Raw genomic sequence first — 11,780 nt, forward strand, 5'->3', positions numbered from 1 at the left:
CAGGCAGAGAAGGTCAGACCGAGACGGTCAGACCGACAGGTCGCGTCGCAGCTTCGCGACGTGCCCGGTCGCGCGGACGTTGTACTGGGCGACCTCGATCTTGCCTTCTTCGTCGACGAGGAACGTCGACCGGATTACACCCGTGACCGTCTTCCCGTACATCTTCTTCTCGCCGAACGCGCCCCACGCGGTGAGTGTCGTCTTCTCCGGGTCGGAGAGCAGCGGAAAGGTCAGCTCCTGGTTGTCGCGGAACTTCGCGAGTTTTGCAGGCTTGTCGGGCGAGATGCCGAGCACGTCGAGTCCGGCGTCGTTCAGTTCCGCGAGGTTGTCGCGGAAATCGCAGGCCTGCTTCGTGCATCCGGGAGTGCTCGCGGCGGGGTAGAAGTAGACGATGACCTTGCGTCCGCGATAGTCGGATAGCGACACCTCGTTGCCGTCGGCGTCTGCGAGCGTGAAGTCGGGAGCGGTGTCACCGGGAGTGAGTCTGCTGTTTTCCGTCATGTCCGCGACATTAGTAGACCGATCGTCCATTACCGTGGTCGCAGCACACTGCAGCGACTTTCTGGAGGATCACGTGGCTAGGGACACCGGCGACATCGAGCGGGACATCGAAAAGGCCCGCAATCAGCTCGCGAGCACACTCGACGAACTGAGCCTCCGCGCAAACCCGAAGACCCTGGTGGCGAACACCAAGCAGACCCTCGTTGCGAAGGTCAATCAGCCTCAGGTGAAGAAGTATGCCGTCATCGCGGTGGGGGCAGTGGTGGGGTTGCTCGTCCTGCGCAAGATTCTGCGCTGATCCCATCGGTTCCACAGAGTGCCCGCGTCGTTCTCGACGCGGGCACTCCGTGTCTTCCAGAGGACTCGCCAAGTGCCGCATCCGCGGGCGTGACGTGCTTCACTGAATGGAGTCGGGACCCGGCTTCGCTCGAAGGAGGCGACCGTCATGCGGGATGCCCAACGCAGTGCACGACTACTACTGGCCACGATTCTCGCTACCGTCGTGTGGTTCGGATCCGGCGCTGCGGCCGCCGCGGGAACGGTCGGTCACGCGCCGCCCGGCGGTATCGGAATCTCGGCGGTCGAGCCGGCCGTCGGATCGGTGGTCGGTGTCGCGCATCCGGTGATCGTCCGGTTCACCGCACCCGTCGCAGATCGCGCGGTGGCCGAGAGCGCAGTGCAGATCACCACCGCCGCACCCGTCGACGGACACTTCGCCTGGGTGAATGACCGGGAGCTGCAGTGGGTGCCCGACGGTTTCTGGCCCGGCAACACCGACGTCACCGTCCTCGTCGCCGGGACGCGGACCCATTTTCAGGTCGGCGACTCGTTCATCGCGGTCGCGAACCGCTCGACCCACCAGTTCACCGTCAGTCTCAACGGTGAGGTCGTGCGAACGATGCCGACCTCTTTGGGCAAGCCCGGATACGAAACGCCCGTCGGCAGCTTCCCGGTGCTCGAGAAGTTCCGGCACTTGGTCATGGACTCGTCGACGTACGGCGTGCCGATCGACGCGCCCGAGGGCTATCGCATCGACACCGAGTATGCGGTGCGGCTCACATGGGGCGGCATCTTCGTGCACGCCGCGCCGTGGTCGGTGGATTCCCAGGGGTATTCGAACGTCAGCCACGGCTGTATCAACCTGAGCACCGAGAATGCCGGCTGGTACTACGGAAACGTCAAGCTCGGAGATCCCGTGATTGTGGAAGGGTGATCTTTTCTACAGTGCCGAAAGAGCCCCACCCCGGTAGTGTCTCCCGGTGTGGGGCTCTTCGCTGTGCGCCATCAGGGACTCGAACCCCGAACCCGCTGATTAAGAGTCAGCTGCTCTGCCAATTGAGCTAATGGCGCTTGGTGTTTCTGTCTCCGGGCTGTTGTCTCGGCGACGAAGAGAAGATTACACACCTTCGAAGATCGCGCCAAATCGCCTGGTCAGGATCTATTTGGGCTGCTGACGTTGTAACGGGCGAGTGGGCGGAGGCGATTCGGTATTCGAACGTTATCGACGTCGGGGGGCGTCGCGATGCCTGCTCGAAATATGGGCTGGCAAGATCGTTTTACACAGATTACGTGCAGTTTTGGCGTCTGTGGGGAGGCAGGAGCGGAGAGTGGCAGTGCAACAAGAACAAGTGGTCGGTCCGCGTCGGCGGCGGACCGGGACTGTGCTGGGGTTGATGATCGTCGGGCTTATGGCCTTCGTCACTGCCTGCTCGCCCGGCTCGGGCGGCGGGGCCGACGAAGTGCCGATCGACTCGAATCCGCTCGCAGCGCTCATCAAGCCGACCGTGTCGGCCAGTGTGGAGGACGGCGGCGTCGGCTTCTCCCCGATCGACCCGGTGACGGTGTCGGTGGTCAACGGCAAGCTCGAATCGGTGACCCTGCTCAATCCCGATGGGGAGCCGGTAGGCGGCGTCATCGAGGACGACGACGCAACCTGGGTCAATACCGAGCTGCTCGGGTACAACCGTCAGTACGTCCTCGAAGCCGTCGCCTACGGACTCGGCGGTGCCACCACCTCGACCCTGTCGTTCACGACCTCGTCTCCGTCCAACCTCACCCAGCCGTACGTCATGCCAGGTGAAGGTTCGGTCGTCGGTATCGGTCAGCCGGTCGCGGTTCAGTTCGACGAGAACATCCCGAACCGTCTTGCCGCAGAGGAAGCGATCACGATCACGACGAACCCACCGGTGGAGGGTGCGTTCTACTGGGTCAACAACCGAGAGGTGCGGTGGCGGCCCGAGCAGTACTGGGCTCCCGGCACCACCGTCTCCGTCGACGTGAAGGCGTACGGCAAGGATATGGGCGACGGTCTGTTCGGTCAGTCCGACGTCAACACTTCGTTCACGATCGGCGACTCGGTGATCATCCGTGTCGACGACAACACCAAGCAGGTGGTCGTCAACCGCAACGGTGCCGACGTGATCACGATGCCGACGTCGATGGGTAAGAACGACACGCCCACGCCCAACGGCGTCTACACGATCGGCGACCGGTTCGATCACATGGTCATGGACTCGTCGACGTATGGGGTGGCCGTGGACTCGACGGAGGGTTACCGCACCCCGGTGGAGTGGGCTACCCGCATGTCCTACAGCGGTATCTTCTTCCACTCGGCTCCGTGGTCGCTCGGCGACCAGGGCTACCGCAATACCAGCCACGGCTGCCTGAATCTGAGTCCCGCGAACGCCAAGTGGATCTTCGACAACACCAAGCGCGGCGACATCGTCGTCGTGAGCAACACGGTCGGCGGGGTCCTGTCCGGTACCGACGGGCTCGGTGACTGGAACATTCCATGGGCAACCTGGAAAGCCGGTAACGCGAATGCATAGCCGGTGAGCCGTATTCGAACGTGGCTCAGCGCCGTCGTGGCGCTGGGCCTCGTTGCTCCGCAGCTGATCGTGTCGCAGACCGCGGCCGCCGCGCCCGCTCCGGGCGCGTTCGTGGGGTCGGATCCGGGCACCCTCGTGGCGGTCGAATCGCTTCCCGCCGAACTCTCTCTTCCCGGAGTGGCCGTCGCCGAGAAGTTCGAATACCGCGCCCAGTGGCGTTCCGGCGAACCGACTGTTGCGACGGGCGCGTTGTTCGTGCCGGAGGGCGACGCACCCGACGGCGGCTGGCCCGTGGTCGCGTGGGCCCACGGGACCACGGGTGTCGGCGACGATTGTTCGCTGACGACACGCACCCCGCGATCCGATGTCGAGAAGATGTATCTCGGGCACTGGCTCGAGCAGGGCTACGCCGTGGTGGCGGCCGATTATCCGGGGCTCGGTTCGGAGGGTCTCCACCGCTATCTCGACGGTCAGAGCGCCGCAAACAGTGTCGTCGACAGCGTCCGCGCCGGCCGTGCCGCCGACCCGTCCCTGTCCGAGCGCTGGGTGGTGATCGGGCACTCCCAGGGCGGTCATGCGGCCCTGCACACCGCCGATATCGCGACCTTCCGCGCGCCGGAACTCGACTTCCGCGGCACCGTCGCAACCGGAGCACCGGCCAACCTGGAGTCGGCGTTCACGCTCGGCGTTCCCGGATTTCCAGATCCAGGTCTGTGGGGGCTGGTGTCGTTCAGTGGCTATCTGTTCTCCGGAGTGCGCGATGCGTATCCCGACGTCGATATCGACAGCTATTTCACTCCCGCAGGCAGGGAGATCCTGGATCAGGCGGAGGAACTCTGCTACGACGACCTCGATGAAGTCGCGCGGGGCGTGAACGTCGGCGACCTTCCGGCGCGTCCGATGTTCGAGGGCGAGTTGCCTGCTGTCCTCGCCGACTATCTGGCTGTCCCCACCGTCGGATACGACCGCCCGATCTTTCTCGGCCACGGCGTGCACGATGTGATGGTGCCGATCCCGTTGTCGGCGAAACTGGCCGCGGAGATGACGGCATCGGGTACCGATGTGGACTATCGCGTGTATATGGCAGGGCACTTCACCAGCATCGAACGGTCGATGCCCGACACGACTCCGTTCGTGGCCGGGCTCTTCGCGCAGTAGACCGCAGGGCCGGAAACGACCGAAGTTCATCGCTGTGTGCTAAATTTTGGCCATGCGGCCAAATTCTGAACCTGACGGCCAGCCCCGTTCGTTCATCGAAGAGGCGCGGCGCGCTCAGATCGTGACCGCCGCCGTCGAGACCATCGCCGAGGTCGGCTACCAGCGTGCGTCGATGGGCAGGATCGGCGCCCGTGCAGGGATCAGTCGCGGACTGATCTCGTACCACTTCGCGGGGAAGTCCGAGTTGATCAGCCAGGTGATCACCACCGTCTACAGTGATGCGGCCGCATTCATGACCCCGATGATCGACGCCGAGATCACGCCTGTCGGCCGGCTGCGGGCCTACATCGGCTCGAACCTGGAGTACATTCGCGCCTATCCGGCCCGGATGGTCGCAATCGTCGAGATCATCACCAGCGGCGGCCTGGTCGACCTCCCCGACGCCGACCCGGCCGAGTTCGACCGGCACATGCTGTTGCCGCTGGAGCAGCTGTTCGTGGCGGGGCAGGAGAGCGGTGATTTCCGGGACTTCGACGTCACTGTCATGGCCAGGATCGTCCGTAGCGCGATCGACCTCGTTCCCACCGCGCTGTCCCGCGACCCGGACCTCGATCTCGACCGCTATCTGAAGGAGATCACCACCGCGATCGACCACGCCACCCGGCCGCTCCCGGCCATTGCGGAGCAGTCATGAAGCACCTCGACGGCAAAGTCGTACTCGTCACCGGCGGTGCCAGTGGAATCGGTGCGGCCATCGCCCGCCGCTTCGCATCCGGCGGCGCCCACGTTGTGATCGCCGACATCGATCCGGCGGGGGAAACGATCGCCCAGGAGATCGGCGGAGCATTCGTCCGCACCGACGTCGCCCGGCGAGCCGACAACATCGCCGCGGTCGGAACCGCGACCGAGCGATTCGGAGGCCTCGACATCGCCGTGCTGAACGCCGGAATCGGTGAACAGGGCGGTTTCGTCGAGGACTTCCGGCCCGAGCACTACCGCGCCCTGGTCGCGGTCAACCTCGACGGGGTGGTGTACGGGATGCACGCAGCCCTGGAGGTGTTCACCGAGCAGGGCTCGGGCGCGATCCTGGCCACCTCGAGCCTGGCGGGCTTGAGCGAGAGCCCGATCAACCCGCTCTACGCGGCCACCAAGCATGCCGTGATCGGGCTGGTCCGCTCGGTCGCGCCGATCGTGGCCGGCCAGGGCGTCACGGTGAACGCACTGTGCCCCACCTTCATCGACACCCCGATTCTCGGCGGGGCGATCCCCTTCATCGGCGATCTCGGTGTGGCGGTCCTTCCGCCGGAGCGGGTCGCCGAAGTTGCCGAGCTGGTGCTGGTGGACGGCGGGACCGGGCAGGCGTGGCCGGTCGTGCCGCACGGCGAGCCCGGCCCCTTCGCCTTCCCCGACCTCCCGTCGATCATGACCGACCCGAACCGATAGCTCACGGAGGCCGACTCATGACCATCCTCGCCCGTGCGCACGACCTCACCCGCCGATACAACGGCGCGACCGCGCTGGACGGCGTATCCCTGGACATCCAGGCCGGCCAGGTGCTCGGGCTGCTGGGCCCCAACGGCGCGGGCAAGTCCACCCTGATCAACGTCATGACAGGTCTGCTGCGGCCCACCTCCGGAAGCGTCGAGCTGTGCGGCGCAGACCCGCGCAGCGAGGCGACCCGCCGCATGATCGGCGTGACGCCGCAGGAGACCGGGCTACCGGAGACCTGGCGGGTCGCCGAGTTGGTGGACTTCGTGTCGGCGCACTTTCCCGACCCGGTGGACCGCAGCGAGCTGCTCGACCGCTTCGACCTCACCTCCCTGGCCGATCGGCAGGTCGGCGGACTGTCCGGTGGACAGCAGCGGCGGGTGGCGGTCGCATCGGCTTTCGTCGGGCGGCCCCGGCTGGTGTTCCTGGACGAGCCCACCACCGGTCTCGACGTGGATACCCGGCACACGCTGTGGGACGGCATCCGTTCCTTCCACGCCGATGGCGGAGCGGTCTTGCTGACCAGTCACTACATCGAGGAGGTGGAGGCACTCGCCGACCGGGTCGTGGTGATGGACGGCGGCCGCATCATCGCCGACGGTGGCATCGACGAGATCCGCGGCCGAGTCCGGCTCAAGCGGGTCACTCTCACCGACCCGGTGTTGCCCGAGCTGAGCGGGGTCGCTTCGATCGAGCGAGACGCCGACCGCACCCATCTACTCACCAACGACGCCTGCGCGCTCGTCCGAGAACTGGTCACCGCCGGCGCGTCCTTCACCGACATCGTGATCGAGTCCGCCTCGCTGGAGGACGCCTTCCTGGCGATCACCGGCGCTCGGCGGGATACATGACCCGAAAGGCCGTTCCGTGTCCTCCTTGGCCGTGACCTATACCCGACGGAATCTCGTCGAGAACATTCGCACGCCCACGATGTTCTCGACCGTGGCGCTGGTGCCGGTCGGAGTGATGGTGTTCTTCGTCGTACCGTTCATCGGGCAGGATGCGACGGCGATCACCTCGGCCACCGCAACCCTGGTGGTGTTCGGGGTGCTCATGGCCTGCGTCGGCCACTTCAGCATCGCGATCGCGGCGCAACGGGAGTCCGCCTGGGGGCGCTATCTGCGCACCCTCCCCGGTGGATTCGCGCCGCAGATGCTCGGATACCTGCTGGTCGGGCTGGTAGTGGTCGCGGCGGCGATCATCCCGATCGTACTGGTGGCCGGATTGTTCACCGCTGCCTCGGCTCCGCTGCCACGGGTGTTGCTGGCGGCGGGGGCGCTTCTGATCGTGGTCGTGACCTTCACCCTGCTGGGGTCGGCGATGGGTTACCTGATGTCGATGAGGGTGGCTGCCATCGCCAACAGCATCGGCTTCCTACCGCTTGCGGTGGCCGGTGGAATGTTCTTCGACGAGGCGGGCACGCCGGAGATCATCGAGCAGATCGCGCCCTTCGTGCCTACCCGTGGCGCGACCGACCTGGTGCTGGTCGCGCTCACCGGAGAGTCCGTCGTGCCGCTGTCGTTGGTGATGCTCGCGGTGTGGACCGTGATCTTCGCCGGCCTCACGGCCTGGGGCTACCGCCGCGATCAGGTCCGCCGGTTCGACTGAGACCCGCACCTCATCGGCCGGGTGGAGTGTCCCGTTGACCCACAGGCCCGAGCCCACAGGACGACACACAAGTAAAGCCCCGACCGGAATCCGGTCGGGGCCTTACTTCGGGGTGAGTGACGGGACTCGAACCCGCGACAGCCAGGATCACAACCTGGTGCTCTACCAACTGAACTACACTCACCATCGCATTCGCGTACGGTCTTCGACCGCGTGCGCCTGCGGTACAGATACTAGCGTGACTTTGATGGAAAAGCCGAATCGCCTGGTCAGGCGGGTCCGAGGTCCTTCACGGTGGCGGCGATATCGGCCGACGACGGTCCGGGATCGGCGACGAACACCGTGCGCCGGTAGTAGCGCAATTCGCGGATCGATTCCTTGATATCGGCCAGCGCACGGTGCGACAGGCCCTTCTCCGGCTGGCCGAAGTAGATCCGCGGGAACCAGCGGCGGGTCAGTTCCTTGATCGAGCTGACATCCACCATGCGGTAGTGCAGGAAGCTGTCGAGTTCGGGCATGTCCCTGGCGATGAAGGTGCGATCGGTTCCGATCGAGTTGCCCGCCAGGGGCGCGGTGCCCGGTTCGGTGACATGCTCACGGATGTAATCGAGCACCAGTTTCTCTGCTTCGGCGAGGCTGACGGTCGAGCGGCGCACCTCCTCGGTGAGTCCGGACTTCGCGTGCATCTGCTGCACCACGTCCGGCATGGAGGCCAGCGCATCGTCGTCGGCGTGGATCACGATGTCCACTCCGTCGCCCAGCACATTGAGGTCGCTATCGGTGACCAGCGCAGCAATCTCGATCAGCTTGTCACTGCCGATCCGTAGCCCGGTCATCTCACAATCGATCCATACGAGTTTGTCCTGCACGACACACAGAGTAGCCAGACACTCGAGCGGTTAAGGTCGTCGGTGGGTGCGCCGAGGTCTGTCACACGTCGATAGGGGAGATCGCATGGCCGAAACTTCGCGACCGAGTACGACCATTGCCGACGGATATGCCGTCGCAGGGAACGCCCTGGAACTGGGGGCCGTCCTGCACGATGGCACGGTCGATCCGGCGGCTCACGTCCGGATACCTCTGGCGACTCTGAACCGGCACGGCCTGGTCGCCGGTGCTACCGGCACCGGCAAGACCAAGACGCTCCAGCTCATCGCGGAACAACTCTCCTCCGCGGGAGTACCTGTCGTCGTGGCCGACGTGAAGGGCGACCTGTCGGGTCTGTCGGCAGCGGGGGTGACGAACGATGCGATCGCTGCCCGTGCGGTGGAGACGGGGGACCACGACTGGGATCCGACCGGCTTTCCCGTGCGGTTCTATTCGCTGGGCACCGAGGGGGTGGGGATCCCCGTTCGCGCGACCGTCACCGCGTTCGGTCCGATCCTGTTGAGCAAGGTGCTCGAACTGAACGCGACCCAGGAATCCACGCTGGGGTTGATCTTCCACTGGGCCGACAAAAACGGTCTCGCGTTGCTCGACCTGAAGGATCTGCGCCAGACCATCGCGCACCTGACGAGCGACGAGGGGCAGGCGGAACTCCAGGGAATCGGTGGAGTGTCCAAGGCCACGGCGGGTGTGATCCTGCGTGCGATCGTCAACTTGGAAGCCGCGGGTGGCGATACGTTCTTCGGAGAGCCCGAACTCGAAACCGAGGATCTGCTCGACGTCGTCGGTGGGCAGGGGATGCTCAATCTGATCGAGCTCGGCGATCAGGCGATGCGCCCGCAGTTGTTCTCCACATTCCTGATGTGGTTGTTGGCAGACCTGTTCCAGGCACTTCCGGAGGTCGGCGACCTCGACGAACCGAAGCTCGTGTTCCTCTTCGACGAGGCGCACCTGCTGTTCGCGGATGCGTCGAAGGCGTTCCTGCAGCAGATCGAGCAGACGGTGAAGTTGATCAGGTCGAAGGGTGTCGGCGTGATCTTCTGCACCCAGCTGCCGACCGATATTCCGACCGCGGTGCTCTCACAGCTCGGCGCGCGTGTCCAGCATGCGCTGCGCGCGTTCACCCCGGACGACCAGAAGGCGCTCACGAAAACGGTTCGTACCTACCCGACGACCGAGTTCTACGATCTCGAGGAAGCCCTCACCACTTTGGGGACGGGGGAGGCCATCGTGACGGTGCTGTCCGAAATGGGAGCTCCCACACCCGTCGCGTGGACGCGGATGCGCCCGCCGAGGTCGCTGATGGACACGGTCGGCGAGAACGCAATGCGTGCGTCCGCGCAGGCGAGCCCGATGTACGGGAAGTACGGCCGAACCATCGACCGGGAGTCGGCATACGAAAAGCTCACCGCCACGGTGTCGGGTGCACCCGACAACGACCCGGAATTCGAGGTGCCCCCGCTGCCGGAGCGCCCCGGCGAGTGGACACCGGTCGCGCCGGCCGAGGACGGGACGACCCTCGTCGAGCAGGTGCTCGGCAACAGTGCAGTGAAGGGGTTCCTGCGTTCGGCAGCGTCGGCCGCCGGTCGTGAGATCTCGCGAAGCATCTTCGGGACCGGCCGCCGACGCCGCAGATAGCTCCTAGACCTTCGCGGCGACGCGAGGAGCGGCGGATCGTGGCTTGCTGGAAGCCCGCGCTCGGTCGGGTCGCTCGACGATGATCTTCTCGTCGGAACCGACGCTCGAGTTCTTCTCGAAATCGTTGCGCAGGAACGATTCCCGGGAGTCGTCCAGAATCTCCATCCACGGTGCGGGGAGCGGCGGGGCGGTGGTTCCGGTGAGGGTCGAGGTGTAGCTGCGGTTCCGGTAGCCCATGATGTCGTTCTTCTTGTCCTTCTTCCACTGCTTGAACACCTCGCCCTGGCGCTCGACGTGGAATTCGGGGTAGTCCGTCCGATCGACGAGGTCGCGGATGTACGCGGCCTGGAAGTCGATGTCCTCGATCGGAGTGCTCAGGGCTTCTTCGCGGGTCCGCCACGACTCGATGTCCGCGTCGCGTGCGGCGACGTCGGGCAACGAGATCCGCCCCAGCATCACGTCGCGTGCGTACCAGGCCTGCGCGTCGAACATGTTGAAGGTGAAGTACTGGTCCTGCATCCCGAGGTACATCAGACGCGGGTTGTCCTGGAAGAAGATGCCCTTGTAGATGTTTCGCGGGTAGAGCCGGTTGTTGGTGCGCAGTTGCAGGTTGTCGGGCAGGAACGGGAAGTGGTGTTGATAGCCGGTGCAGAGCACGATGGCGTCGACCTCGCGGGTGCTGCCGTCCTTGAAGTGCGCGGTGTTGCCGTCCACGTGGGTGAGGAGCGGAACTTCGGAGAACGCCTCGGGCCAGTTGTGTCCCATCGGCCCGGAGCGGTAACTGAAGGTGATCTCCTTCGCGCCGTACTTGTAGCACTGCGTTCCGATGTCCTCGGCCGAGTAGCTGCTGCCGACGAGAAGCAGTCGCTTGCCTTCGAATTCGGAGGCGTCGCGGAAATCGTGCGCGTGCAGGATGCGGCCGGGGAATCGGTCGAGGCCGTCGAAATCCGGCACGTTCGGAGTCGAAAAGTGTCCGGTGGCAACGACGACGTGGTCGAATTCGTCCGATTCGAGTGTGCCTTTGTCGTGGTCCATCACGGTGACGGTGAACTTCTCGCTCTGCTCGGAGTAGTCGACCCACCGGACCGTTGTGTTGAACCGGACGTACTTGCGCACATCGCTTTTCTCGACCCGACCCATGATGTAGTCGAGGAGGACCGCGCGCGGCGGATACGAGGGGATGGGTCGCCCGAAATGCTCCTCGAAGGAGTAGTCGGCGAACTCGAGGCATTCCTTGGGTCCGTTGGACCACAGGTACCGGTACATACTCGCGTGAACGGGCTCGCCGTGCGCGTCGAGGCCGGTGCGCCACGTGTAGTTCCACATTCCGCCCCAGTCCGCCTGCTTCTCGTAGCAGACGATGTCGGGGATGTCATCGAGACCGGCTTTCCGTGCTGCCTCGAAGGCGCGCAGCTGCGCGAGCCCACTCGGTCCTGCTCCCAGAATTGCGATCTTCGACGACAAGTTGCTTCTCCTGTGTTTGTGAAAATTTTCCCGTGATCCATTGCTAGCACACGTGTCGGCGGCGAAAATTTCCGGCACGGTATGCCAATCGTCGATTTTCTGAAGGGAAACGCCAGGTGGGAGCGGGTAGGCCGGCGTGAATCCAGTGCCACTGCGATGTGTCTGGGATCACCGTAATAGGACAGAACCTCGACGACCTCCAGCAGCGGC

The 11,780-nt window shown here is 64.9% G+C and carries 12 protein-coding genes and 2 tRNA genes; 9 read left to right on the top strand and 5 right to left on the bottom strand.

Translation table 11 applies throughout. The features are described 5' to 3' along the window. Window positions 1–27 precede the first annotated feature (27 nt). Window positions 28–501 carry a thioredoxin-dependent thiol peroxidase gene (gene bcp / locus ACFWB0_RS22970; protein ID WP_378492705.1) on the bottom strand — a complete coding sequence of 158 codons (474 nt, stop codon included), beginning with the start codon at window positions 499–501 and terminating at the stop codon, window positions 28–30. A 73-nt stretch (window positions 502–574) separates the two neighbouring features. Here bcp and ACFWB0_RS22975 point away from each other — a divergent pair, with 73 nt between their 5' ends. Further along, window positions 575–799 (top strand): DUF3618 domain-containing protein, encoded by a 225-nt coding sequence (locus tag ACFWB0_RS22975; RefSeq protein WP_378492706.1) that lies wholly within the window; start codon window positions 575–577, stop codon window positions 797–799. A 147-nt stretch (window positions 800–946) separates the two neighbouring features. After that, the gene (locus ACFWB0_RS22980) at window positions 947–1,714 is read left to right on the top strand and encodes a L,D-transpeptidase family protein (protein WP_378492707.1); all 768 of its coding nucleotides are present in this window, start codon (window positions 947–949) and stop codon (window positions 1,712–1,714) included. A 64-nt stretch (window positions 1,715–1,778) separates the two neighbouring features. Here ACFWB0_RS22980 and ACFWB0_RS22985 read toward each other — a convergent pair. Continuing rightward, window positions 1,779–1,851: transfer RNA gene (locus tag ACFWB0_RS22985), tRNA-Lys, on the bottom strand. 338 nt (window positions 1,852–2,189) lie between these two features. Here ACFWB0_RS22985 and ACFWB0_RS22990 point away from each other — a divergent pair. From ACFWB0_RS22990 to ACFWB0_RS23015, 6 genes are read left to right on the top strand one after another with little or no spacing between them, the layout of a single operon-like run. Beyond that, window positions 2,190–3,329 (top strand): Ig-like domain-containing protein, encoded by a 1,140-nt coding sequence (locus ACFWB0_RS22990; protein ID WP_378492716.1) that lies wholly within the window; start codon window positions 2,190–2,192, stop codon window positions 3,327–3,329. Between the two features lie 3 nt (window positions 3,330–3,332). Then, window positions 3,333–4,487, top strand: a complete 1,155-nt coding sequence (locus ACFWB0_RS22995; RefSeq protein ID WP_378492708.1) for an alpha/beta fold hydrolase — start codon at window positions 3,333–3,335, stop codon at window positions 4,485–4,487. A gap of 52 nt (window positions 4,488–4,539) precedes the next feature. Then, entirely contained in the window at window positions 4,540–5,181 is a 642-nt protein-coding gene (locus ACFWB0_RS23000; RefSeq protein ID WP_378492709.1) for a TetR/AcrR family transcriptional regulator, read from the top strand. After that, complete coding sequence (locus tag ACFWB0_RS23005) at window positions 5,178–5,930, top strand: SDR family NAD(P)-dependent oxidoreductase (protein ID WP_378492710.1); 753 nt, start codon at window positions 5,178–5,180, stop codon at window positions 5,928–5,930. Before ACFWB0_RS23000 ends, ACFWB0_RS23005 begins: the two co-directional genes overlap by 4 nt. 17 nt (window positions 5,931–5,947) lie before the next feature. Then, window positions 5,948–6,826, top strand: coding sequence for an ABC transporter ATP-binding protein (locus tag ACFWB0_RS23010; protein ID WP_378492711.1), 879 nt, complete (start codon window positions 5,948–5,950; stop codon window positions 6,824–6,826). A gap of 31 nt (window positions 6,827–6,857) precedes the next feature. Beyond that, window positions 6,858–7,583 carry an ABC transporter permease gene (locus ACFWB0_RS23015; protein ID WP_378492717.1) on the top strand — a complete coding sequence of 242 codons (726 nt, stop codon included), beginning with the start codon at window positions 6,858–6,860 and terminating at the stop codon, window positions 7,581–7,583. 111 nt (window positions 7,584–7,694) lie between these two features. Here ACFWB0_RS23015 and ACFWB0_RS23020 read toward each other — a convergent pair. Then, window positions 7,695–7,767 (bottom strand) — tRNA-His (locus ACFWB0_RS23020). A gap of 85 nt (window positions 7,768–7,852) precedes the next feature. After that, a complete protein-coding gene (gene orn / locus ACFWB0_RS23025; RefSeq protein WP_378492712.1) occupies window positions 7,853–8,452 on the bottom strand; it encodes an oligoribonuclease in 600 nt (199 codons plus the stop codon). 85 nt (window positions 8,453–8,537) lie between these two features. On the opposite strand from orn, the gene ACFWB0_RS23030 reads away from it, so the two are divergent. Continuing rightward, on the top strand, window positions 8,538–10,106 hold the full coding sequence (locus tag ACFWB0_RS23030) for a helicase HerA-like domain-containing protein (protein ID WP_378492713.1): 1,569 nt from the start codon (window positions 8,538–8,540) through the stop codon (window positions 10,104–10,106). A 3-nt stretch (window positions 10,107–10,109) separates the two neighbouring features. Here the strand turns inward: ACFWB0_RS23030 and ACFWB0_RS23035 are convergent, their stop codons facing one another. Next, a complete protein-coding gene (locus ACFWB0_RS23035) occupies window positions 10,110–11,570 on the bottom strand; it encodes a flavin-containing monooxygenase (protein WP_378492714.1) in 1,461 nt (486 codons plus the stop codon). Between the last annotated feature and the right edge of the window lie 210 nt (window positions 11,571–11,780).

Source organism: Rhodococcus sp. NPDC060086, assembly GCF_042730275.1.
Lineage (GTDB): Bacteria > Actinomycetota > Actinomycetes > Mycobacteriales > Mycobacteriaceae > Rhodococcus.